The organism is Flavobacterium sp. (assembly GCF_027484205.1).
Lineage (GTDB): Bacteria > Bacteroidota > Bacteroidia > Flavobacteriales > Flavobacteriaceae > Flavobacterium.
In genome coordinates this window covers 158,544-182,495 of record NZ_JAIXUB010000026.1, presented here as the reverse complement: position 1 = coordinate 182,495, position 23,952 = coordinate 158,544, and the positions used below count along the sequence as shown (strand labels likewise).

Sequence of the window (23,952 nt, the reverse complement as noted above, 5' to 3'; positions counted from 1 at the left end):
TCTGAAATCTGAAATCTGAAATCGAATGACAATTAATTGCAAAGGACAACTTATTGATTTATCTTCTCCCAAAGTCATGGGAATTTTAAATTGTACTCCCGATTCTTTTTTTGATGGAGGAAAATATAAATCTGAAAAAGATATTTTAAATCAAGTTGAAAAAATACTTGATGAAGGAGCAACATTTATTGATATTGGCGCTTATTCTAGCAAACCAAATGCTGCTTTTGTATCTGAAAAAGAAGAAGCAAATCGTTTGTTGCCTATTATTGATTTGGTTTTGAAAAATTTTCCTCAAACGATTATTTCTGTTGATACTTTTAGAAGTGAAATTGCTCGTAAATCAATTGAAAATGGTGCAGCTTTGATTAATGATATTTCGGCAGGAAATTTAGATTCCCAAATGATGTCTGTCGTTGCAAAACTTCAAGTTCCATACATTATGATGCACATGAAAGGAACGCCTCAAACCATGCAATCGTTAACACAATACGAAAACATTGTAAAAGAAATGATCTTCTATTTTTCAGAAAAAGTAAATCAAGCTAGAAGTTTTGGTATAAATGATTTGATTATTGATCCAGGTTTTGGTTTTGCAAAAACATTGGAACAAAACTTTGAGGTAATGCAAAAATTAGATTTATTTCAAATGTTAGATTTACCTATGTTAATTGGAATTTCTCGAAAATCAATGATATACAAAACGTTAGAAACAACTACAGATCATAGTTTAAACGGAACTACTTTCCTGAATGCTATTGCTTTACAAAAAGGAGCTAAAATTTTAAGAGTTCACGATGTTAAAGAAGCAACTGAATGTATTAAATTACATAATAAATTACAATTTTAAAATGAAAAAAATAGCGTTAGTAATTGTTGCACTAGTCTTAGTTTCATGTAACAAACAGGAAGTTTTATTGCCTCAAATTGACAGAACAATTGTCGAAAAAGTTGATGATTTGTCTCCAATTTATATTTTTTTTAAAGTTGATGGAAAAGATACCATTGCCGATTTAAACAGAAAAAATGCCATTAGTTCAACCAATTTTATTTTCAATATTGACAAGCGTTTGCCATTGAAATTAGTCATTCCAGAAGTAATGAAAGTTCAAGCAAAAAAAGCTTCGAGCATACATAGTAATAAAGAATCTGAAAACTTTTATTCTTATTCTGATATTACAAAGAAAAGTTTAGCATTTGTTCCTTTTACAAATGTGATTTATAAACTGGAGAAACCAAATTATGGCGTTCAAATTTATTTTACAAAAGAGGATAAAATTTTAGTTTTTGACTCTTTTAGTAATAAAAACACGGAAGTTAAAAAAGAAGATTTATTTAGGTATTTATTAGCGATTCCAAGTGATAAACCTAATAAGTACGTTTTTTGTCATGATATTAAAAGCAACTACGAAAAGTTTATTAAAAATAATGTTTTCATTAACGAACTTAAAGTTCAAATTCCGAAAATGAATTTAACTAACGAGGAGTTTATTTATTGAAGATTTAAACTTCGTACCACGTATTTTTTACCTCGTACTTTAATTTTACTGATGATGATAAGGTTCGTTTTTCAATATTGTGAAACCTCTGTAAATTTGTTCGATAACAAATAATCGCACCATTTGATGCGAAAAAGTCATTGCTGAAAGCGAAATTTTCCCTTGCGATTTTTTATAAACTTCTTCACTAAAACCATAAGGTCCGCCAATGACAAAAACTAACGTTTTAATTCCTGCATTCATTTTCTTTTGCAAATAATCTGAAAAACCAATACTTGAGAAAGAACTTCCGTTTTCATCTAATAAAATTAGTTGATCGGTTGGAGCTAATTTTGCTAAAATTAATTCTCCTTCTTTTTCTTTTTGCTGACTTTCTGATAAGTTTTTTACATTCTTTAAATCAGGAATTATTTCCAATTCAAATTTGATATAAAAAGACAATCGTTTGCTGTAATCGTCAATTAAAGTTTGTAAATTTTTATTATCTGTTTTGCCAATTGCAAGAAGTTTGATATTCATCTTTTTTTGATTCTATAAGTGGGTAAAAATAATAAAATAGTAATTGATTTTCTCAATAGTAACATCGAAACTTACCATTTTATCGTATATTATTTTAAACTAGATTTTGTATTTTTGACCCAAGCCGATTTTGTGCTGAATAGACAAAGTAAATCATTTAACTTTACATCATGAAAATTGTAATATCGCCAGCTAAATCCTTAGACTTTGAAAGTCAATTGCCAACCCAAAAAAATACAGAATATTTATTTTCTAAACAATCACAGACTATAGATAAGGTTTTGAAAAAACAAAAGCCAAAGCAGTTGATGGATTTGATGTCGATTTCAGATAAATTAGCGGATTTGAATTGGCAACGTAATCAAGAACGAAATGTGGCTGAAATGACTGTTGAAAATGCGCGTCAAGCAGTTTTTGCTTTTAGTGGTGATGTGTATATTGGTTTAGATGCTTATTCACTTTCAGAAGAAAAAATTAACGTTTTGCAAGACAAACTACGAATTTTATCAGGATTGTATGGCTTGTTAAAACCATTAGATTTAATGCAACCCTATCGTTTAGAAATGGGTATAAAATTGCCTATTGGAAAAAATAAAAATCTATATGAATTTTGGAAACCAATTATTGCTAAACAATTAAATTCAGAACTTGAGAAAGAAGAATTGTTTGTTAATTTAGCAAGTAATGAATATTTTGATGCCGTTGATGTAAAGACGCTAAAAGTTCCAATAATTACACCTGAGTTTAAAGATTACAAAGACGGAAAACTAAAAATGATTAGTTTTTTTGCAAAAAAGGCGAGAGGAATGATGGTTCGCTACATTATAGATTCTAATGCTGAAACTATTGAGGATTTAAAAGGTTTTAACTATGAAGGTTATGCTTTTGATGCTAATTTGAGTGAAGGAAATAAATTGGTTTTCACTAGATAGTTAAACATAAAGATATTCTTGATATTCTCTCAAAGTTTCTCTCCTAGCTTTTCTTTGATCGCGAGCTAATTCTCTCATGGCTTCAACACCTTTTTTTGCACAACGTTTTACTTTTGTCATTCTTGTTGAGAATTCTAAAAGTTTAGTTGCATCATCAGGATTTAATTTATTTTTTAATTCGTTTACAAAGTCGTGAAACTCGTTAACTACTTTACGGTTTTCTTCGTATTCTGATTTTAGCTCTACAAACAACTCATCAATTTCATTAGTAATGTCTTTGTTAATGTCTTCGCTTTTTCTACAAAGTTCTTTGATGATTTTTTTATCTGTATTTTGAAAAAGTCCCATAACTAAATTGAATTAAAATTAATAAATTAATAATCGTTCTATCAAATTTATATTATTTTGTGATTCGAAATAATAATCTGTTGATAAATCAATCTTTTAGTTAATAAGAATGATGAATTGAAAGTTTTTTCTAACAAAAATATTAAAAATCAATCAAAATTGGCAATAGTAAAAATCTATTGCTATTTTTTAAATTATTATAAATCAGATTTATAATTTTATTTATATAAAGTTTTAATTTACCTGCTTTAATTTGAAAGCCAATTTGATAAAATGGTTTTCCCGTGAGGTGTTAATATGCTTTCGGGATGAAATTGAACACCTTTTACATTGAAATATCGATGTCTAATTGACATAATTTCTCCATTGTTAGAAACCGAAGTTACTTCAAGTTCATCGGGAAAATTCTCAGGACTGACAACCCATGAATGGTATCTTCCTACTTCGAATGTTTTTGGTAAATCGTTAAAAAGAGTTTCATCTTCAACTAAAGTTGTAATTGGAGTTGCAATTCCATGGTAAACGGTGTTTAAATTTTGCAATGAACCACCAAAAACTTCACCAATAGCTTGTTGTCCAAGGCAAATTCCCAGTATTTTTTTTGTTGAAGCATAAGTTTTAATAACCCCAAGTAATAATCCTGATTCAGAAGGAATTCCTGGTCCAGGAGAAAGTATTATTGAATCGTATTTTGCTATTTCGTCAAGTTCAAATTCATCATTGCGTAACACTAATACTTTACAATTTAATTCCTCTAAGTAATGAACTAAATTGAAGGTAAAACTATCATAATTGTCTATTACAAGTACTTCTTTCATTTAGCAAATAAACAAAAAAAAACCTTAAAGATTGCTCTCTAAGGTTTCTTACTTTTCATAGTAATTATTCCCACTTTATTAGAACTGTAAGTTTACAGTTAAATCAAAATCGTCATTGATTGTTTTATCTCCTAAGTTGTCAAAGAAACTACCTGAACCATATTTAATACCATATTTAGTTCTGTTAACTTTGAAAGAAGTTGTAGCAGTATTTCCTTTTACAGTTAAATCAAATGATACTTTTTCAGTAACGTCTTTAATTTTTAAATCAGCAGTGATTTTGTATAAACCATTTCCTTTTCCAGAGATAGTTTTGAAAACTAAAGTAGCTGTAGGATATTTTTCAACACCAAAGAAGTCATCAGCTTTTAAGTGTCCATCAAGTTTTTCTTTACCTTTTCCAGCTTCTAAATCAGTTGTATTGATTGAAGTCATATCAACAGTAAAGTTACCACCTTTTAAAGTTTTTCCTTTAAAAACTAAAGTTCCTTCAGAAAAATTGATTGTTCCATTGTGTTGACCTGTTACTTTTTTTCCAACCCATTCGATGTTACTTTTCTTAACATCAATTTTTTTGTTTTGTGCGTTTACAGCTGTTGAAACAACTAATAGTAAAGCGATTGCAATTGTTTTTAAATTCTTCATTGTAATTAAATTTTGAGTTATTGATTATTGTTATTAATTATATAGTTACAAATAATTCTTCATTAGATTTTCGTACTTTTGCGTAGTGTTGTGTTGCATCTTCTTCGTGACGATAACCAATTGTAGCTACAAGCGATGCATTCAAACCTAGTTTGTCTAAGCCTAATATTTCGTTGTATTTCTCTGGCTCGAAACCTTCCATTGGAGTTACGTCAATTTTAAGTTCGGCAGCAGCATTCAATAAATTACCTAGTGCCAAATAAGTTTGCTTTGATGTCCAAGTATTTTTCACATCTTCCGATAATCCAACCAATTTAGATTTCATAAAATCTCCATATCCTTGAAGTGCTTCTGCTGGAATATTTCTTGTTGTTGCCATATTATTTATGGTTGCATCAATTTCTGTCTCTCCAAAGTTGGTAATATTTGCAAATACCAATAAATGTGAAGCATCAACAATTTGTGATTGTCCCCAAGAAGCGGGTTGTAATTGTGCTCTAACTTCTGGATTTTCTACAATTAAAATTTTATAAGGTTGTAAACCATAAGAAGATGCAGATAAGCGAATTGCTTCTTTTAAACTTGCAAAATCTTCAGCAGATATTTTTTTTGTTGCATCGAATTTTTTAGTTGCATAACGCCAATTAGCGTCTTTTATAAACTGTGTCATAGTAATTTTTATTTAAGGTTTCTATATTTTTCTAATAAAGTATTCAATTCAATTAATTCATTTTGGTTTAAATTTGCGGCAAACGATTTTTCGTTTTCTAACACTTTTGGATCTAATTCCTCTAGTAATTGTAATCCTTTTTCTGTAATTAAAACTTCAATTTTTCTTCTGTTTTCAGGACAAACTTCTCTAGTAACTAAATCTTTCAATAATAATTTATCGATCAATCGGGTAGTGTTACTGTTTTTAGCAATCATTCGTTCTTGAATGACGCACATGTTTGCAGGATTACCTTTTTGACCTCTCAAAATGCGTAATACGTTATACTGTTCGCCTGATAAATCATAAGGTTTCAAAACCTCATTAAATTTTTCAGAAAGAACATTTTGAGTCACCATAATGTTTAGAACAATTTTTTTAGCATCGTCCATAGCAACATTCGATTTTATAATTTCTTCAATTCGCATAATTGTAACTACCAAATTTGTAGGTACAAATGTAAATATATTTTTATTTGTATATACAAACGTTATGTTATTTTTTTGTTAATACTTTTTATGTTGATGTAAAATGAAATTTATAAATTTGGAAAAAAATAAACGAAATGAACTTATCTCAACAAGAATGGGCTTCACAATTAGAAGCAGATACGAATGCAGTAATTTTAGATGTTAGAACAGAAGACGAATGGAATGAAGGCATTATTCCAGGAGCAATTTTGAATGACATATATAAAGGTCAAGGTTTCATATACAAATTAGAAGAACTTGACAAATCTAAAAACTATTATGTTTATTGCAAAGCAGGAGGAAGAAGTGCTCAAGCTTGTAGCATTATGAAACAAATGGGATTTGAAAATGCGTTCAATTTAGAAGGCGGTTTTATGAATTGGGAAGGTGAAATAGCATCAGTAGAATAGGAAATTACTTTTTTGGAATTTTTTTGACAATAGCGAAATAAAACTCTTTGATACATTTTCGATTAATTTGTGTTGTTTTCACTTCAATAATCGATTGGTCTTTTTCTTTAATAATCAATCTGTAAGCATAAAATTTATGCACAATAGAATATATTAAAAGTGTTATTCCAATTAAAATTAGACCATAGAAAAGTAATAATCGTTCTGATTTGAATATAAAAAAAGTGTAGATAAAAACGGAAATACTTAATATAAAAGATAAGATGTTTAAATAAAAAACTCTACTTTTTATTAAGTTCACTCTATTTATTGCATCAAAATTTACTTTGTTTTTTTTAGAACCATTCGTTATAATTATCTGATTTTCTGTAATTAAACCAAATTTATCATTGAAATGTATGGTTTCGTTATTTGCTTGAAATGTTGTCATAATAGTCGTTTATACCATATACGAAATTGATAAATATTTTGGATTTATTAGCGTAGAATGTTTTCTACAAAAAAAAGGGATAATTCAAAGTATGAATTATCCCTTTTTAAGTGGAGTCGCCGAGAATCGAACTCGGGTCCAAACAAGCAATCAAAAAGCTTTCTACACGTTTAGTTCTTAATTGGATTTTCGTCAAAAAGCAAGGCCAAGAACAGCCACTTTTTGCTTAGTTTTATCAGTGTCAGAAAGGATTTAAAACATTACCTTTCCTAGGTTTACTTTTACGGTTCACCTAAACCAACCGCCATAAACCAAGGCTTTTGAGGTGAATCCAGCTTTCCTACCTTGTAGGAACGTGGCAAAATCGTACTAAAATTCGGATTATGCAGCTAAAGCGTAATTATTTTCGCCGTTTATAAGTTCGCACCTTTGGATTTACGAGCTAAAAGTACAACGCTCGACGTGCTTACTGATCAATTCCACTCGCTGTCAAAACCAGTCGACCCCATTTTTTATAATGTTCAGTGTTCAGTGTTCAGTGTTCAGTGTTCAGTGTTCAGTGTTCAGTGTTCAGTGCTCAAAAATCAGACCACAAATATACTTCTGAATTATCGTTTAAACAATTATAAATAATAAAAGATTATGCAGAAAGTAAAAAACTGCTAGCTGAAAACTGTGACTGCTTACTTATTCTTCCTCTTCGCAGCTCTTTTCTTTTCTACACCACGATTGGTAGGTTTTGTTTTTCTTGGTTTTGTTTTGGCTGGTCCACCAAGATTGACTTTCTGATTTTTTTTAGACTTTTCATGAAAAGCATCACCACCTTCAATTTTCGGTTTTTTTAATAAAAACTTGATTTTCTTTTTGTCTTTTTCAAATTCCAAAAGTCGTGTTGCAATTTCTATATTCGATGGTAAATCAAGAATTTTGATTTCTTTTTCCATCAAAATCTCCGCTTGAATAAAAATTTCCTCTTCATGCGGAGCAACAAAACTTATCGCAATTCCCGATTTGTCCGCTCTTCCTGTTCGTCCTATTCTATGAATGTATTGTTCTTCAACTTCAGAAAATTCAATATTGATAACATGTGTTACGTCCGAAATATCTAAACCTCTTGCCATTACATCAGTTGTAATAATTCCGCGAAGTTCACCAGCTTGGAACGATGCCATCGTATTCAAACGATAATTTTGTGATTTATTGGAATGAATTAATCCAAATTGTTCTGGAAATTCTTCCTCAATACTATTAGCAACCATGTCGGCAATTTTCTTGTTGTTCACAAACATCAAAATGCGACTCATGCTTTCATCTTCTCGAAGTAAACCTTTTAATAAGTTTAATTTGGTTAGAAAATTGGGAGTTTTATATGCTAATTGTTCAATTTTTTCTAATGGTGTTCCTGATGCTGCCAAAGTAACTTCTTCTGGCAAGTCAAAATATTCGTCTAACATGGCATCAACTTCATCTGTCATTGTTGCAGAAAACAGGATGTTTTGACGTTTGTTTTTTAACATCGTCAGTACTGAAGTAACTTGAGCTCTAAAACCTAAATTTAGGATTTCATCAAATTCATCGATAACCAATTTTTGAACTGAATCAAATCGGATAACATTATCTAAAGCCAAATCCATGGTTCTTCCTGGTGTTCCTACCAAAATATCAATTCCTTGATAAACGGCTTTTTTCTGTGTATTTATATTAACGCCACCATAAATTCCGAGTGTTCTTACGGACATGTATTTGGTCAAACTTTCAATTACATCTACAATTTGAACAACCAATTCACGTGTTGGAACCAAAACCACAATTCTAGGAGAATCAGTAGCTATAAATTTCCATTGTTTTAAAAGTGGTAATAAATAGGCAAGCGTTTTTCCTGTTCCGGTTTGTGCAATTCCCATCACATCTCTTCCAGACATAATTACGGAAAAAGATTTTTCTTGAATTGGTGTTGGTGTGGTCAATCCTAATTCATCAATTGCTTTTTGTAATGATTTAGGAAGATTAAATTGCTCGAAAGTGTTCATTTTACTTATAATTTGGCGCAAAGGTAAGCATTTCTTTTTTGTGGTTTAATTTCATAAAAAAACCTTCTCGTTTTAGAAGAAGGTTTGATACTATTATTTTGTTTAAGATTATAACTTATGCATATTTTCAGCCAAAGTTTCAATGAATTTTGAAATCGGACCTTTGATCATCATTGCCATCATTGGATTGAAATCGCCTTCAAAATCTAATTTTACTTCACTAGAATTTTCAGAAATAGCATCAATACTCGCTACTAATGTAAATGGAAGTTTGTCACTTGCGGCTGCAAGATTCACTTTAGAAAAAGGAACGCCTTCTTTTAATCGTAATTTGATTTCTGGCATACCTTTTAAACCAAAGTTGAAAATGTCATCACCAAGAACTTCAAATTTAGCAATATTCTCAGGCATTAATTTCTCAAAATTTTTCACATCTGACAATTGAGTATACAAATACTCAGCCGATTTTTCTACAGTAACCTTTGGACTTTCTAAGTTCATATTTTTTTCTTTACCACAAAGGCACAAAGGCACAAAGTGAATTTTAAATTATTTTTCTTTCGGTTTCAACTCGCAACTTTCAACTCGCAACTCGAAAACTGTTTACACACTCCAAGTCGATGGACTTTTACGCCATTCTTGTAATGTTTTTTGTTCTTCTTCTGTAATGTATTGTTTTTCTACAGCAAGTTCTAAAAGATGTTCGTAATTGCTTAATGTATTCAAAGTTACATTCGCATTTTTGAAATTTTCTTCAGCAACATCAAATCCGTAAGAAAAAATAGCTAACATTCCTTTTACATTGGCACCAGCTTCTTTCAAAGCTTCAACGGCAAGCAAACTACTATTTCCTGTCGAAATCAAATCTTCAACGACAACAACATTCTGACCTTTTTGTAAAAAACCTTCCACTTGATTTTGTCTTCCATGCTTTTTTGGCTCTGGTCTAACGTACACAAATGGCAGTCCTAACTCTTCTGCAACAAGTATGCCAATGCCAATTGCGCCAGTTGCAACACCTGCAATGACATCTGGTTTGCCATAAATATCTTCAATTTGTTTAGAAAATTCATCGCGAATGTAATTTCTAATCGCTGGAAATGAAAGCGTTAGACGATTATCGCAATAAATAGGTGAGTTCCAACCCGAAGCCCACTTAAAAGGATTTGACGGATTCAATTTAATTGCATTTATTTGTAAAAGCAATTCGGCTGTTTTTTCGGCTGTTTCTTTATTAAAAATCATACTGCAAATGTATAAAGTTTTTGTGAACGATAAACCACTTTTTTTGACAAATGAAGTCGCAAAGGAAACCGACTTTCAATTGTTTTTGCTTGAAAGTGTTGACATTGAACAGCTTATTGTAAAGATGTTCAACAATAAGATTAATAAAGCTTATTTGTATTATCCTGACGAAAAGGAAATTCTGAAAAAAGTAAAGGAAAAAATCCCTGTAAAAAAAGCTGGTGGCGGTTTGGTTTACAACAAAAATGGAGAAGTTTTATTCATTTTTAGAGGCGGAAAATGGGATTTGCCAAAAGGCGGTTGCGATAAAGGTGAAGAAATTGAAGCTTGCTCTGTAAGAGAAGTGGAAGAAGAAACAGGTGTAAAAGGTTTGAAAATCACTAAAAAACTCCAAAAAACATATCATGTTTTTAAACGTAATGGTGTTTACCGATTAAAAATTACGCATTGGTTTGAAATGAAAACTGACTTTGAAGAAAAATTAACGCCTCAAAAAGAAGAAGGAATTAAAAAAGCGGTTTGGTTAAAACCTGAAGAAGTTCAAGATGCTTTGAAAAACTCGTATGAAAATATAAAATTGTTGTTTGAAGAAGAAAATAGTTATTCTTAATTTGAACTTCGATGAAATTTACAGCTGAATGTCAAAATTTTGAGGAAAAATTGAAAAATCTCGTTGGAGTGGAACCAAGTTTTTGGTTTTTCACACCAAAAGTTTTCGATGGAAAACCCTTTAACGGAAAATTTGGCAAAGCAAAATTTGATTTAAGTAGCAATACACATAGTGCTTCGCAAAAGTTGATTAGAATTAATGGAACATTTATTAAAAAGTCAGAAACTTATTTAATTACTTATGAAGTTGATTTATTGAAAAGAACAAAAATTGTTTCGTTGATAATAATTATTCTTTTTTTTATTGTACTTAATTTTGAATTGTATAAACAAAGTGAAACTTTTGAGATATTTCCAAATTGTTTTTTCTTGATTTTTATTACTGTTTCATATGTGTTAACAGAAATATTTAAAATTTTAATTAAAAAGAGATTTGAAAAAAAATTTGAGCTTAAAATTATTTCAAAATTAATTTAAACCACATAGTTTCATAGTAAATAGTTTTTCATAGCCAATGAATTGGTTTACATAGCTATGAAAACCTTCAAAAAAGTGAAACGTCTAATTAAGTTTTCTAAAACTATGTTTCTATGTGTTTTAAAACCAGAAGAAGTTCAAGATGCTTTGAAAAACTCGTACGAAAATATAAAATTGTTGTTTGAAGAAGAAAATGAGAATAGTATCAAAATCTGATGTATCATTTGAAGAAAAGGAAATCATCTTCCAACTTTGGAATGACGAATATCCTGAGAAAATTTCGTATAATTCTATTGAAGATTTAGAAACTTATTTAAATAATTTAAATCATGTAAATCATTATTTTCTTTATAACGATTCCAATGAAATTATAGGTTGGGCGATAACATTTACAAGAGAAAACGAAAAATGGTTTGCCATAATCATCAATTCTAAAATTAAAAATCAAGGTTTCGGAACACAATTATTAAATCATTTGAAATCTATTGAAAGTAAGCTATCAGGTTGGGTTATTGATCATATTAATGACCTAAAATCGGACGGAACAGCTTATGTTTCTCCGTTGAACTTTTATCTTAAAAATGGTTTTTCACTTTGTGAACGAATTCGAATTGAAACCGATAAAATTTCGGCTGTTAAAATTATTTCAAAATAAATTTTAAACCACATAGATACATAGAAAATAGTTATTCATAGCCAATGAATTGGTTCACATAGCTCTATGAAATCTCTCAAAAGTGAAACGTCTAATTCAGTTTTCTAAAACTATGTTTCTATGTGGTTTAGAAACTCAATTTATTCTATAAACTGGATATTGCAAGTGTGCTTTTTCGTAATAAATAGAATTTTTATGAACCCAATCCAATTGTGCTTCTGGGTTATCTGCAAAGGCTTTGTCTTCCAATTTCTTTTGTTCTAATTTGGCGCGCAATTCTGGATTTTTGTTCAAATACTCATTGGCTAAATCTTCAAAAACATAATCGGAATAGCCTTCTTTTTGTTGCAACAAAGTGTCAAAAAAGTTCCAATTAAAAAAACTGTCCATCGCCTCTGGTTCTAAGGTTTCTACTAGAAATTTCACACCCATTTGGTCGGTTTTGAACAAATAATCACCTTTTCTAAAATTCATTTTTATTTTAGAGCTTACAATTTTTGTACTGTTGTGTGGATAATGTCCTTCGTAAGCATTTTTCGCTGTTTTATAATCAGCAATTCTATAACTTTCTACTTCAATTATTGTATCCGTTTTCAATCTTCTGAATTCTAATTTGTTTTCTTTCAAACGATCAATTACAGGCCAAAATCCTTGCGGAATGACATAAGCATTCGGAATTTTCACCGTTTGAACCGATTTATAATCTGCCAAGAAAGGAATGTATTTTGTAAACGGAAGTTTTCTATCGTAATACAATCGTTTGCCTGTTGTTACATCACTTTTTTTGTATTTTCCTTCGTAACCAAGAAACGGAATTTTAGTAATTTTGGTCGTGTCAATTTCCCATTTGATTGTGTAATCACTTTTCGGTTGAAATTGGTTTCTGTTTTCTAATCGTTTGGATTTTATGATTTTATAATTTTTATCAGCAAAATTTATTGTGGAAACCATAAACTCATAAGTAGCTTTCACACGACTGGCGTAATTTTTCAACATGTGCGTTTCAACAACAAAACCAATCGTATTGAACAACGAAGTGTAACCTGTGGCATACCTCGGACTTTCAAAAAACTGCTGAAAACCTTCGTCTGGTGTGCCGTGCCAAACATTTACATAAGGCGTGGTTTCTATCTTTTTTTGTTGTAAATCTTTTAAAATCGAAGGCGTCAATTCGTTTTTCATATAATCGCCTAAAGCAGTTCCTAATTTCTTAGGTTCGGTCATGATGTACGTCAACGTATATTGATAATCTGCGCCATTACTCACGTGATTGTCTATGAAAATATCGGGATTGAATTCTTGAAATATTTTATAAAAACTATGTGTGTTTTTAGTGTCTGATTTTATGAAATCTCTGTTCAAATCAAAGTTTCTGGCATTTCCACGAAAACCATATTCCTCTGGACCATCTTGATTGACGCGCGTCGTCGAATTTCTATTCAAACAACCACCAATATTATACACCGGAATAGCAACCACAATCACATTTTTTGGAACTTTGATTTTTCCTAAAGCGAAATCGCGGTACAATTGCATGGTCGCATCAATTCCGTCAGGTTCGCCGGCGTGAATTCCGTTATTGATTAGTAAGATGCTTTTTTCGGAAGACGCAAAATTCAAATCAAATACTTTTTCAGGATTGAAAATCACAACTTGCAAGTCTTCGCCACTATCAGTTTCACCCATATTTAAAACTTGAATGCTTTCAAAATCCAAATCCAATTGCTCATAATAACGAAGGATTTCTTGATAATCAGCACTTTGATTTCCGTTTCCTTTTTCAAAATAAGTAGTGTATTTCGAATCATTTTGAGCCAAAATAATTGTTGTAAATAGGAGGAAAGCAACTTTTATAAAACGCATCGTAATTTTTTTTAGGAGTTCAAATGTAATTAAAAAATCAATTTCAATGTCAATTTCAATTTCAATATCAATAGCAACTTCAATATCAAATATCAATTTCAAAACTCGAAACCTTCAACACGCAACTCGAAACTCGTAACCCGAAACTCGCAACTTTTTTAGTTACCTTTGCCAAATGAATAAAAATCCACATTCCAACAATGTTCTTCTTAATTTAGGTATTGAGGAACTCAACGAAATGCAAGTTGCAGCGCAAGAAACTATCTTGAACGATGCCAATGTTTTACTACTTTCACCAACAGGTTCTGGAAAAACGCTAGCTTTTTTATTGCCAATTTTTCAAATGGTGGACGATACTTGTAAAGACGTTCAATGTTTAATTTTAGTTCCATCGCGTGAATTGGGTTTGCAAATCGAACAAGTTTGGAAGAAAATGGGCACCGATTACAAAGTAAATGTTTGTTATGGTGGACATTCTATTGAAACGGAAATTAAGAATTTGTCAAATCCGCCGGCGATTTTAATTGGAACGCCTGGTCGAATTGCTGATCATTTGGACAGAGGAACTTTTAATGTGGATGCCATTCAGACGTTGGTTTTGGATGAATTTGATAAGTCGTTGCAATTGGGATTTCACGAGCAAATGAGTTTTATCATTTCGAGATTGAACAAGTTGAACAAACGCGTTTTGGTTTCGGCGACTTCCGATATTGAAATTCCGAAATATACACGCGTTTTGAATCCGACGGTTTTGGATTTTATTCCAGCGGAAGATTCGAGTAGCAATTTGAGTTTGAAAATGGTCGTTTCTAAGGAAAAAGACAAAATCAATTCGCTTTTCAATTTGATTTGTTCTTTAAAATCGGAAGCGGCGATTATTTTTTGCAACCATCGTGATGCTGCCGAACGCATTAGCGACACTTTGAACGAAAAAGGAATTTATTCGACGTATTATCACGGTGGAATGAATCAAGACGAACGCGAACGCGCTTTGATTCAGTTTAGAAACGGAAGTGTGAGTTATTTAATCACGACCGATTTAGCAGCACGTGGATTGGACATTCCCGAAATGAAACATGTTATTCATTATCATTTGCCGTTAAAAGAAGACGAATTTACCCACAGAAATGGTCGTACGGCTAGAATGTTAGCTTCAGGAACGGCGTACATTATTGCGCACGAAAGTGAGAAAAAAATGGAGTATTTAGATTATAAAATGCCTGTTTTAAATGTAGAAAACGCGACCACTTTACCAAAACCACCCGAATTTCAAACGATTTATGTAAGTGGCGGAAAGAAAAACAAATTGAATAAAATTGACATTGTAGGTTTCTTTTCTCAAAAAGGAAAACTAGAAAAAGGCGATTTAGGTTTGATTGAAGTAAAAGATTTCATTTCGTTTGCAGCCGTAAAATCTAATAAAGTAAAACAATTTCTGGCTAACATTCGTGATGAAAAAATGAAAGGCAAAAAGTTTAAAATTGAGGTTGCTAGGAAGGTTGTTAAGAAAGAGGAGTAGGTATAAAAAAAACGTACCACGGCTTTGCGACTGTTGCGATGCTAGCGAACTGCGTACTTTCTACTAAGATAAAATATTTTAGTAAAGAAAGAAGTACAACTCAAGAAAAACCAGCAATAGCTGATAGCCGCTGTTATAGGTCGTTTCAATTACCTCTGATATTTGTACAAGTATATTAAACTTGTTTTGCGTAACGAAGAGATTATAAAGATTATACCGTTTATAGGAAATACTAGTAGTCCAAACCACTTAATTAGAAATAGCATAAATGACATCTCATTTGCTGAAACTTTTAAAAATATTGTATAGGTAAAATAGGAAAAAGCTACCATCAAAATTCCTAAAATAAATTCAGTCCAATGATATATTGCTAACTTATACTTTTCTCCACCGTAATTATTTTCAATTGTTTGATCAATCTGATTTTTTACTAATTGATAAGATTTATCATTTGGATTCAGCATCTTTAAAATTTCAAGATCAGATTTAAGAATTTTACGAGTGTTAGCTTCACGATTTTTAAATAGAAGAATTACTGGTACAATCGAAGCAATTATTGCAACTATTTGAGCTGACAAGTTTAAATATGAATCAATCATCATTATGCTGTTTTAAGAAATGACCTATAACGTTCCCAGGCTTTACGCCTGTTGCGTATTTTAAAGACTGGTGATAACAAATATACCGAAAGTTAGAAAGAAAAAACGTGAATAAAAGAAAAAAATAATCACTATTGCTTCCAAATAAATTCCAAGCCTAGCAATAGCGTAAAACCTGTGTTAGCAACAGTGATTATTTATTAAAATTTAAAATACCCAATATCTTCTCCTAATTTTTGATATAATTTATTTTGTAATCCTAAACTTCCAGCTCCAGAAAAGTTTGAAGTTTTTGAAAAATAATGAATTCCTTTATCAGAAATTGGACTCAATATTTTATCAAATTCTTTCTTTAATTCAGTTTCTTCGATAGTATTAAAATCTATTTTCTTTCTAATTAAATCTCTGTATATTGGACTCATTAATTTTATTAAAGCACCCATTCCAGTCGTTTTTACTAAAATGCTATCATACTTTTGTCCTTTTTCATATGTCTCTTTTGGCCAAAAATCTTTAAAATTTTCTTTAATTGATTTCAAGTATGATTTCAAAAATTTAGGTAGAATCTCAAATTTTTTCCCTTCATTTAAATAGTCCATAGGAATATCTGCCCATATACCTTTTGGTTTTAAATGTTCTAATATTGCCTCAACAAAAAATGCTTGCGAAAAATATCCGCTACCAGTACCAAGTAATTTAATATAACCTTTAATTACGGAATCTTTATTATTATTTAAATGAAGAACAAGCATATGGGCTAAAAAAATATCGTTTTTATCTGGATCAGGAAATGATCCAAAAATGTCATAATAAAGGGATTTATTAACTGGTTTTTGATTAAAGTTTACATCAGCAAAAACCTTTCCTTGTTCCCAAATGTCAAAGCCAAGTAAAAGCGTACAATTTAATTCAAATCCATTCAAATACTCTAAAATTGTATCATAATTCAAATTTGGATACTTTTCAATTAATGATTTTCTACCAAATTTTATGTTTTTTTCTTTGGCATCATTAAATAACTTTAACATAGCTGCTAATCTATGTTGACCATCAACTATTAATGTGTTATTTCTATTTAGAATGCTTATCGTTATTATTCTATCATTAATTTCAAAATGTGCGCCAATAAGATCATTTTTATCTAAACTAATAACATTTTTTATGTAATCATCTTTAGATTCAAATTGATCATTTAAATCTATCGCTAATATTATTGAAGTAGGGAATGAACCTAGTGCATTTTTTTTTCTCTCAAATTTGTTATTTATTTCATCAATTAAATATAAATAAATTCCTTTTACTCTGTCATCATTTGTCAATCGTTGAAAGTATTGATCATTAGCTTTGTTAGCCAAATGTTCAATATTTTGCATAGGTTTAAAGGGATCGAAATCACTCGATTCTCTTGCTGTAAATTTTACAATTTTTATTAAGTCTTCAAATTTAATTGAAGTTGTAGCTATTGGTTTGTGGGTCAATTGATTAACTGTAAACCCTTTTATTTCAATTATCTTATTCATTTCCAAATGGGTTTAATGGTTCATTAGTATCAGCATCATTATCAGGTAAATTTTCGTCATCGTTTGGCAAATCATTTTCATTGTCTAAATTTGGGTCGATAGGAGGTTCAAGAGCTTGAATTCTTCTATCCAATTCAATGTATAGAGAATGAATCCTCGCATATTCTGTTTCAAAAGTTTCTGAAAAAGCCTGTGTTGCTTGAGCCATAACTTCTGCTCTATATTGTTGAGTGAAAATTAAATTAAATTCTCTTTCGGACACTTCAATAGCTTTTGTTTCTGCTACGGCACTAGCTTTAATTTCTGCTGCTTCTTTCGCATCTTCAATAGCTTTTTGTTTAATTTCTGATATGTTTTTATATCCAAAAAAACCTGCAATTACTAAAATTACGGCAACTACAATTGAATAGAACTTATTAAAAAAATCTTTTTCTTCATCTTCTTTTATTTCTTTTATCTGTCTCTCGTGAATACTATTGGAAATATTCTTTAACTCTTTGACTAATGAATCGATTTTATTAAATTCCGAATATTTATTTAAAGAATCTTTATTTGTAGAATAAGAAATTATTATTTTTTTTGGTGGATCTTCTTTTTTTAGATGATTGTAACTTAAAAACATAAAACCTAATACAGCCATAAACAAAATTATAGCAGAAAAGTAGTTTAATAGATTATTGAATTGTTTCATATGTTGATGTTTTCGTTTTTAGTCATCATTGTTGCTAACTTGTATGTAGTCGCCACAAACAAACATTTACAATTATTTGTAAGCGTTTGTTATTAATCGTAAATATATAAAATTTGTTTCTACAAAAATTACGGTTTTCCTCATTCCATAAAAAAAAAGCTAAAAATTAGTTTTAATTTTTAGCTTTTTAAATATTTTTTTGCAATTGAAAACTTTAAATTAAATCATGGAAACACCAATTTTTTGAAACCGGTCTTTAAAGAAGTTTTTTAATAATATTCATAAAAAGCTGTTGCCGTAGTTTGTTGAGATGAGCCATTTTGAATTGTAGAATTGATTATTTTAGTTGGTAAATTGTCAACATTGTATGTAATATTTCTTGTTGAAGTGGATGAAGTTGTCCCATGGCTAATAATATTATTTGGATTTATTGAATCAGAGAAAAAACTATTTCTAAATTCAAGATAATAAATGCTATTGTATAATTTTTTATATGAAATATAAATAGGATTTATTTTGTTGTCAAACTGAAAATTTATAGATAAATCTGGCTCATTGTTAACATTACCTGAAAACAAGCAGTTTATCATATTTCCATTAATATCATATGTTAACTCTTCTATTAGATATTGAGATGTGTAAGTAGGAGTCATTTGAACAGTTTTAATTACTCTACCCAAATTATCGATAAAAATTTCAGAGACTAAATTTGTGCTATTATTAGATGAATGTTCAGTAACAATAACTTTACCTGTTGAATAGCTTAAAGTTATATAATCGCTTGTACCATTTTTAATTTCTTTAATCAATCTGTTTTGATTGTCATATTCATAAGAGTATGTTTGGCTTCCATAAGTCTTTAGATGCAATCTTCCTCTATTATCATATTTGAAAGTGGTTGTTCCATAATTAGAATAAGATACTTTGGTTAAGAAATCGTTGTCATATTCATATAATATTTCAGTATCTATAGCATCATTATAATACGATTTAAGATAATTCTTATTTGAATTTGAATCATCAGATTTACAACTAAATATAGTTAATCCTACAATTAAATAAAATATTATTTTTTTCATTTTCCTTAAAATTTCTACTAACTTGTTTATATTTTCAAAAAAAAATTGACAATTGGCAAACATTTATTATCAATCGTAAATGTATAAAATAAGTTTCAACAACAATTACGGTTTTCCTCATTCCATAAAAAAAAAAGCCAAAAATTAGTTTTAGCTTTTAGTGGCTTTGAGATGGTGGAGGTTTAAGTCTGAAACTTTCGATTAAGTTATAAAAACTTATTTTTTTTCAATTTTTACAATTCCTTGTCTTGTTGCTAAAAATAAATTTCCATCTTTATCAAATGCCATAGTAGATATGTAAGATGTTGGAATTTTTGAATTTTCATTATGATAGTTTTCCCAACTATCTTTTAAATCATATCTAACTAAACCTGCTCTGTCTGTTGAAATCCATAATACTTTTTCTTTCTTGTCATAAAGAACGCAGTTTGTATGATTATAAGGTAATCCTGAGTTTGATGTTGTAAGTTGTTGCCATTTACCATCTGAGTTCAAAATTCCGATACCTTCATTTTTGTTAATTTTACCAGGATTTTTCTTTAAATCAAATTCAAATAAACTAAAATATAAATTGCCTTTTTCATCTTCATCCATAGAAGTAATACATTGACCTTTTAATATAGTTTCAGTGTTTTCAAAATTTGTAGCTTTTCCGTTTTCATCAATCATTAATGTTCCACTAAAAGTTCCAATCCAAATTCTGTTTTTTGAATCTCTTTTAGCAAAATAAACCCTATTAGAAGGCAATTCAGGTAATTTTTCTTTATTTAATGTATTCCATTCTCCATTTTTATATATAGTTAATCCTTTGTCGGAACAAAAGAATAGTTCATTATTTTTTTTGTTATTAATTATATCATATGCTCCATCAATTCCAATTTCACTTTGGTCAAGTTTCGACCATTTATCACTGTAATTATAAATACTTTTTAGTCCATCAAACCATTTTACATTATTGTTATCGGTACAAATAGCAAAATAGGAAGAAAAGTTTTTATCGTCAGTTTCATTCTTCTCAATTTTTTCGAAATTTTGACCATTAAATTTTTGAACATCTTTGTTAGCGATTATCCAAAGATTATTGTCATTATCAAAACTAAAATTATCTATTGAATTATCTGATAAACTTGAATTTTCAGAATTCCATATTGAAAATTTATACTTTTTTAAGTTTTTGTTTTTATATGTGTAGTCTTTATTATAAACTTCAGGTTTTGTTGGTTTATCGAATGATTTTTCAAAACTTTCTATGTCAACTCTTTCAACTTTTCCATTCATTTTACCATTATCAATTTCAAATGATAGATTGAATGAAGTTTTTTGTTCATTTTTATCTTTTGTTTTTGCTACTATATAACCATCGAAGTTATTTAATGCTACTACAATATTTTTGGTGATAATATTTTCTGAAACATCAGTATGGCTAAGAACACATGCTTGACCTAAAGAATCAACTAAAACTTGAAATTTTACTTTTCCTTTAATACCATATAAATTATTACTGGAATTAAGTTTTTCAATTAAGATATTGAATTTTGTTTGGTCAACATTGGTTTTTACATCTCCACAATCCAAACAGAATCTATCTGTTTTACAATTCTCTAATTTTTTTGGAAAAATGTTTTGAGCATTAATTGAAACTGAGATTAATAAAGTAATTAATAAGATTAATTTTTTTGTCATTTTTAGTGTTTTATTTCTGTTTGGTATTAATGTTTTAAAAGATTTCTACTTATACATTATGGATGTTTAATTCACAAAAACTCATAAGCATTTCTTATCAATCGTAAATATATAAAAATCCCAACAACAACAATTACGGTTTTCCTCATTCAATAAAAAAAGCTAAAAATTAGTTATAACTTTTAGCTTTTATAGTATATGAAAATGTATTTCTAACTATTTAAAAAAGTAACCAATAGAAATTTTGGCAACGCAGATTGATTTAGAATTAATTTTTTATTAAATAATTTGATTTATTAATAATGCCTTCTCTAACTATAAATAATTTTTTTCCAACAATTTTAAATATTAAAGTATCAGCAGGAAAACCTTGTTCATTTTGGTGTTCATAACAAATTATTTCATTATTTATTTTAACCCAACTTCCTTTAGAATTTATTGTAATTGTGTGAATTTCTTTTCTTTCAAAAGAATTATCGGAATTTAATTTTATTTCAAAAAACGAACTTTTATCAGTTGAATGTTTTGTGTTGTATACTCCATAGATTTTTTTATTACAAGAAATTAAAAAAACAACTAAAAATATTAATAAAAGTTTCTTTTTCATAAGCTAAGTTCTCTAAATCCTCACAGAATCTGGCACCAAAACCGTATAATCGCCACCATTTCGTAATACATCGCGCACAATACTTGAGGAAATGTAAGAGGTTTTGGATGCGGTTAATAGGAACACGGTTTCAATTTTAGATAATTTTCTGTTGGTGTGGGCAATGGCTTTTTCAAATTCAAAATCGGCAGGATTTCGCAAGCCACGTAAGATGAATTCGGCTTTTTCTTTTCGGCATAAATCAATCGTCAAACCTTCGTAAGTGATTACTTTTACTTTAGGTTCGTCTTTAAAAGCTTCCTCGATAAAGCGTTTTCGGTCTTCAAGTGAAAACATGTATTTTTTTTCGGCATTGATTCCAATGGCTACAATGACTTCATCAAACAGCGAAATGCCTCTTTTAATAATGTCGTAATGACCATTTGTAATAGGATCAAAAGAACCTGGAAATATAGCTTTTTTCATTAGTTTCTTTCAATTTCGTAAATCTCATTGTCTTTATACATTTTTCTAATTTGTTCTTTAGAAAAACCATAAAGTTCTTTGTAATTTTCAGGTTTGTCAATGTCACTGATTCCTGATTTTTTGTTAGTTTCCATATCATTTACAAAAACATGAACGCTATCTTTTAGAACGCTTTCTACTTTCATTGTAGAATAAAATCCCGGATTTGATTCAAGTTTATAAACGTCGCCCTTTTTTGGAGCTTTTAAATATTCGGCTTCTTTTTTTCTGTTTCACCAGAACTGTAAATTCCAATAGCAACTAAAACCGCAATAATTCCTAATCCCGAAAACATCCAAATGGGAGTTTTTGCACCACCTTTTTCTTTTTCTCTAAGTAATTTTTCTTGAATAGGTTGTGGTAATTCACTGAATTCAAAAGTTTTTTTACAACTATTACATTCGGTAACAGTAACTCTTCCAATTGGGAAAAACGGAATCCAATAAACATGTGCATATCTACCAAAAACGCTATAAATCATTGAGGTATTGGTTTGACAATGTGGACAATCTACATTGATTATTTGTCCGTTTTTGATGTTGCTTGCTTTTGTTCCGTAAAAAATCATAGTTTTGGTTTTGGTTAGTTTTTATTGGTTTAATTCTGTATTTGTATGAATATAAAAAGATTTCGCAAGATTATAATTAATCTCTATTAATTGCAAAAATAGAATCTTGAGCAAATAAACTTTCTAGTTTTTTCTTAGAATAGGCATCTTTTAAAATACCATAATTTCGGTCAATGTCAATTTCGCTTATTCCTTTCGCTTGGTCGGTTTTCATATTGTTAACCGTAACAAAAACGCTATCATTTCTCACATAAAGCACTTTGGCTGTACTGTAATAACCATCAGCATCAATCATTTCATAAACATCACCAGCTTTAGGATCGTCAACGTATGTTTTTTCTTTGCCTTTTCTGTAGTTGAAATACAATGCTCCAAACGCCATTAAAAGAGCGATTGATACTATTGTAATGGTAACAATCCAAATGGGTTTTAATTTTTTACTTTTGGTTTCCATAGTTTTTTAGTTTTTTAGTTTTCGGTTGTCGGTTGTCTGTTGTCGGTTAACTGAAAACTGACAACTGTTCTACTTTTTCCAAATCAGTTTTCTTTGTAAAGCTAAACTAATTTCGTTATCTAGCAAATCACTCATAGGCATATTTGAGTAGGCAGCTTGTTGCGGAAAAATACTTTGTGGCGATAAACCCGGATTGGTATTGATTTCGATAAAATGAGGAATATCATTCATGATGATAAAATCGGTTCTTGAAAAACCCGACATTCCAAGTGCTTCATAGACTTTTTTAGCTGTTTCTTCGACACGATTTTTAATTTCGTCTGATAAATTAGCAGGAGTAACTTCTTCTGATTTTCCTAAATATTTGGCTTCATAATCGAAGAAATCATTTTCAGATAAAATTTCGGTGATTCCCATCACTTTGGTTTCACCTTTATATTTAATAACACCAACAGAAACTTCACGTCCTTTTAGATACGATTCAATTAAAATGTCATTGTCTTCTGCAAAAGCAAAGGCTAACGCTTTATCAAAATCTTCTAGCGAATTTACTTTAGAAACGCCTAATGAACTTCCGGATTGATTTGGTTTCACAAAAAACGGTAAACCTAATTCTTGCACAACGTCTTTACCATCAATTGCATCACCTTTTGACAGATAAATAGAATTGGCTTTTGGGATATTAAATTTTGATAAAACTGAAAGTGTATCACGTTTGTTAAAAGTCAAACTCGATTGATAAAATCCGCAACCTGTGTATGGAATTTCTAGTAATTCCCAGTAGGCTTGCATGTGTCCATCTTCGCCTGGAGTTCCGTGAATGGTATTGGAAATGACATCAAATTTGATGGTTTGGTTGTCTTTTGTGAATGAAAAATCTGCTTTGTTTATGGGGTATTTTGTACCGTCAATTAGGCAATACCAATCGTTCAAAAGGATGTGAACTTCAAATACTTGGTATTTTGATTTATCTAAATTGTTTAAGATTAATTGACCACTTCTTAAAGATATTACAGATTCATCAGAATATCCACCCATAACAACGGCTACGTTCATTTGATTTTATTTT

General features: G+C 29.8%; 29 protein-coding genes and 1 other RNA gene. 7 read left to right on the top strand and 23 right to left on the bottom strand.

Features of this window, described 5'->3' with window-relative positions:
• The first annotated feature begins 25 nt into the window (after window positions 1-25).
• Together folP and Q0049_RS14770 are read left to right on the top strand one after the other, a co-directional pair.
• Entirely contained in the window at window positions 26-850 is an 825-nt protein-coding gene (folP, locus tag Q0049_RS14775; protein ID WP_298121425.1) for a dihydropteroate synthase, read from the top strand.
• 1 nt (window position 851) lies between these two features.
• Complete coding sequence (locus Q0049_RS14770) at window positions 852-1,499, top strand: hypothetical protein (RefSeq protein ID WP_298121422.1); 648 nt, start codon at window positions 852-854, stop codon at window positions 1,497-1,499.
• A 45-nt stretch (window positions 1,500-1,544) separates the two neighbouring features.
• Here the strand turns inward: Q0049_RS14770 and rlmH are convergent, their stop codons facing one another.
• Window positions 1,545-2,018, bottom strand: coding sequence for a 23S rRNA (pseudouridine(1915)-N(3))-methyltransferase RlmH (gene rlmH / locus Q0049_RS14765; RefSeq protein WP_298121419.1), 474 nt, complete (start codon window positions 2,016-2,018; stop codon window positions 1,545-1,547).
• Between the two features lie 170 nt (window positions 2,019-2,188).
• Between rlmH and yaaA the strand changes: the two genes are divergently transcribed.
• Entirely contained in the window at window positions 2,189-2,950 is a 762-nt protein-coding gene (gene yaaA, locus Q0049_RS14760) for a peroxide stress protein YaaA (RefSeq protein WP_298121416.1), read from the top strand.
• Here yaaA and Q0049_RS14755 read toward each other — a convergent pair whose 3' ends face one another.
• The 5 genes from Q0049_RS14755 to Q0049_RS14735 form a co-directional block, all read right to left on the bottom strand.
• Window positions 2,951-3,298 carry a hypothetical protein gene (locus Q0049_RS14755; protein WP_298121392.1) on the bottom strand — a complete coding sequence of 116 codons (348 nt, stop codon included), beginning with the start codon at window positions 3,296-3,298 and terminating at the stop codon, window positions 2,951-2,953.
• Window positions 3,299-3,546: 248 nt separating this feature from the next.
• Entirely contained in the window at window positions 3,547-4,116 is a 570-nt protein-coding gene (locus Q0049_RS14750) for an aminodeoxychorismate/anthranilate synthase component II (RefSeq protein WP_298121386.1), read from the bottom strand.
• Window positions 4,117-4,194: 78 nt separating this feature from the next.
• On the bottom strand, window positions 4,195-4,761 hold the full coding sequence (locus tag Q0049_RS14745) for a YceI family protein (RefSeq protein ID WP_298121383.1): 567 nt from the start codon (window positions 4,759-4,761) through the stop codon (window positions 4,195-4,197).
• A 37-nt stretch (window positions 4,762-4,798) separates the two neighbouring features.
• Window positions 4,799-5,431, bottom strand: a complete 633-nt coding sequence (locus Q0049_RS14740; protein ID WP_298121380.1) for an NAD(P)H-dependent oxidoreductase — start codon at window positions 5,429-5,431, stop codon at window positions 4,799-4,801.
• An 8-nt stretch (window positions 5,432-5,439) separates the two neighbouring features.
• Window positions 5,440-5,898 (bottom strand): MarR family transcriptional regulator, encoded by a 459-nt coding sequence (locus tag Q0049_RS14735; protein ID WP_298121377.1) that lies wholly within the window; start codon window positions 5,896-5,898, stop codon window positions 5,440-5,442.
• Window positions 5,899-6,035: 137 nt separating this feature from the next.
• On the opposite strand from Q0049_RS14735, the gene Q0049_RS14730 reads away from it, so the two are divergent.
• Window positions 6,036-6,350 carry a rhodanese-like domain-containing protein gene (locus tag Q0049_RS14730; RefSeq protein WP_298121374.1) on the top strand — a complete coding sequence of 105 codons (315 nt, stop codon included), beginning with the start codon at window positions 6,036-6,038 and terminating at the stop codon, window positions 6,348-6,350.
• A gap of 4 nt (window positions 6,351-6,354) precedes the next feature.
• On the opposite strand, the gene Q0049_RS14725 is transcribed toward Q0049_RS14730, so the two are convergent.
• From Q0049_RS14725 to pyrE, 5 genes are all read right to left on the bottom strand, one after another.
• On the bottom strand, window positions 6,355-6,780 hold the full coding sequence (locus Q0049_RS14725; protein WP_298121371.1) for a hypothetical protein: 426 nt from the start codon (window positions 6,778-6,780) through the stop codon (window positions 6,355-6,357).
• Between the two features lie 108 nt (window positions 6,781-6,888).
• Window positions 6,889-7,287: a transfer-messenger RNA gene (gene ssrA / locus Q0049_RS14720) on the bottom strand.
• Window positions 7,288-7,463: 176 nt separating this feature from the next.
• On the bottom strand, window positions 7,464-8,810 hold the full coding sequence (locus Q0049_RS14715; RefSeq protein WP_298121368.1) for a DEAD/DEAH box helicase: 1,347 nt from the start codon (window positions 8,808-8,810) through the stop codon (window positions 7,464-7,466).
• A 108-nt stretch (window positions 8,811-8,918) separates the two neighbouring features.
• On the bottom strand, window positions 8,919-9,311 hold the full coding sequence (locus Q0049_RS14710) for an SRPBCC family protein (protein WP_298121365.1): 393 nt from the start codon (window positions 9,309-9,311) through the stop codon (window positions 8,919-8,921).
• A gap of 102 nt (window positions 9,312-9,413) precedes the next feature.
• Complete coding sequence (pyrE, locus tag Q0049_RS14705; protein ID WP_298121361.1) at window positions 9,414-10,055, bottom strand: orotate phosphoribosyltransferase; 642 nt, start codon at window positions 10,053-10,055, stop codon at window positions 9,414-9,416.
• A 7-nt stretch (window positions 10,056-10,062) separates the two neighbouring features.
• On the opposite strand from pyrE, the gene Q0049_RS14700 reads away from it, so the two are divergent.
• On the top strand, window positions 10,063-10,665 hold the full coding sequence (locus tag Q0049_RS14700) for an NUDIX domain-containing protein (protein ID WP_298121359.1): 603 nt from the start codon (window positions 10,063-10,065) through the stop codon (window positions 10,663-10,665).
• A 669-nt stretch (window positions 10,666-11,334) separates the two neighbouring features.
• Window positions 11,335-11,796 carry a GNAT family N-acetyltransferase gene (locus Q0049_RS14695; RefSeq protein WP_298121356.1) on the top strand — a complete coding sequence of 154 codons (462 nt, stop codon included), beginning with the start codon at window positions 11,335-11,337 and terminating at the stop codon, window positions 11,794-11,796.
• A gap of 135 nt (window positions 11,797-11,931) precedes the next feature.
• Here the strand turns inward: Q0049_RS14695 and Q0049_RS14690 are convergent, their stop codons facing one another.
• Entirely contained in the window at window positions 11,932-13,659 is a 1,728-nt protein-coding gene (locus Q0049_RS14690; protein WP_298121926.1) for a hypothetical protein, read from the bottom strand.
• A gap of 175 nt (window positions 13,660-13,834) precedes the next feature.
• Here Q0049_RS14690 and Q0049_RS14685 point away from each other — a divergent pair, with 175 nt between their 5' ends.
• A complete protein-coding gene (locus Q0049_RS14685; protein WP_298121354.1) occupies window positions 13,835-15,178 on the top strand; it encodes a DEAD/DEAH box helicase in 1,344 nt (447 codons plus the stop codon).
• A 149-nt stretch (window positions 15,179-15,327) separates the two neighbouring features.
• Here Q0049_RS14685 and Q0049_RS14680 read toward each other — a convergent pair whose 3' ends face one another.
• The 11 genes from Q0049_RS14680 to Q0049_RS14630 all read right to left on the bottom strand — a co-directional run bounded on the left by Q0049_RS14680 (window position 15,328) and on the right by Q0049_RS14630 (window position 23,939).
• Window positions 15,328-15,780, bottom strand: coding sequence for a hypothetical protein (locus tag Q0049_RS14680; RefSeq protein WP_298121353.1), 453 nt, complete (start codon window positions 15,778-15,780; stop codon window positions 15,328-15,330).
• 197 nt (window positions 15,781-15,977) lie between these two features.
• Window positions 15,978-17,297: a DGQHR domain-containing protein gene (locus tag Q0049_RS14675; RefSeq protein ID WP_298121352.1), complete on the bottom strand. Its 1,320-nt coding sequence runs from the start codon at window positions 17,295-17,297 to the stop codon at window positions 15,978-15,980.
• Complete coding sequence (locus Q0049_RS14670; protein WP_298121351.1) at window positions 17,290-17,988, bottom strand: hypothetical protein; 699 nt, start codon at window positions 17,986-17,988, stop codon at window positions 17,290-17,292. Before Q0049_RS14670 ends, Q0049_RS14675 begins: the two co-directional genes overlap by 8 nt.
• 269 nt (window positions 17,989-18,257) lie before the next feature.
• Window positions 18,258-19,067, bottom strand: a complete 810-nt coding sequence (locus Q0049_RS14665) for a hypothetical protein (protein ID WP_298121349.1) — start codon at window positions 19,065-19,067, stop codon at window positions 18,258-18,260.
• A 216-nt stretch (window positions 19,068-19,283) separates the two neighbouring features.
• A complete protein-coding gene (locus Q0049_RS14660) occupies window positions 19,284-20,750 on the bottom strand; it encodes a two-component regulator propeller domain-containing protein (RefSeq protein WP_298121347.1) in 1,467 nt (488 codons plus the stop codon).
• A gap of 268 nt (window positions 20,751-21,018) precedes the next feature.
• Window positions 21,019-21,357, bottom strand: coding sequence for a hypothetical protein (locus tag Q0049_RS14655; protein ID WP_298121344.1), 339 nt, complete (start codon window positions 21,355-21,357; stop codon window positions 21,019-21,021).
• A gap of 12 nt (window positions 21,358-21,369) precedes the next feature.
• The gene (gene coaD, locus Q0049_RS14650; protein WP_298121341.1) at window positions 21,370-21,822 is read right to left on the bottom strand and encodes a pantetheine-phosphate adenylyltransferase; all 453 of its coding nucleotides are present in this window, start codon (window positions 21,820-21,822) and stop codon (window positions 21,370-21,372) included.
• Window positions 21,822-22,007 carry a hypothetical protein gene (locus Q0049_RS14645; protein ID WP_298121338.1) on the bottom strand — a complete coding sequence of 62 codons (186 nt, stop codon included), beginning with the start codon at window positions 22,005-22,007 and terminating at the stop codon, window positions 21,822-21,824. The genes coaD and Q0049_RS14645 overlap by 1 nt, the downstream gene beginning before the upstream one ends.
• Window positions 22,008-22,066: 59 nt before the next feature.
• A complete protein-coding gene (locus Q0049_RS14640; protein WP_298121335.1) occupies window positions 22,067-22,429 on the bottom strand; it encodes a zinc-ribbon domain-containing protein in 363 nt (120 codons plus the stop codon).
• Between the two features lie 76 nt (window positions 22,430-22,505).
• A complete protein-coding gene (locus tag Q0049_RS14635) occupies window positions 22,506-22,883 on the bottom strand; it encodes a hypothetical protein (RefSeq protein ID WP_298121333.1) in 378 nt (125 codons plus the stop codon).
• A 69-nt stretch (window positions 22,884-22,952) separates the two neighbouring features.
• The gene (locus Q0049_RS14630) at window positions 22,953-23,939 is read right to left on the bottom strand and encodes a D-alanine--D-alanine ligase (RefSeq protein ID WP_298121330.1); all 987 of its coding nucleotides are present in this window, start codon (window positions 23,937-23,939) and stop codon (window positions 22,953-22,955) included.
• Window positions 23,940-23,952: the final 13 nt, after the last annotated feature.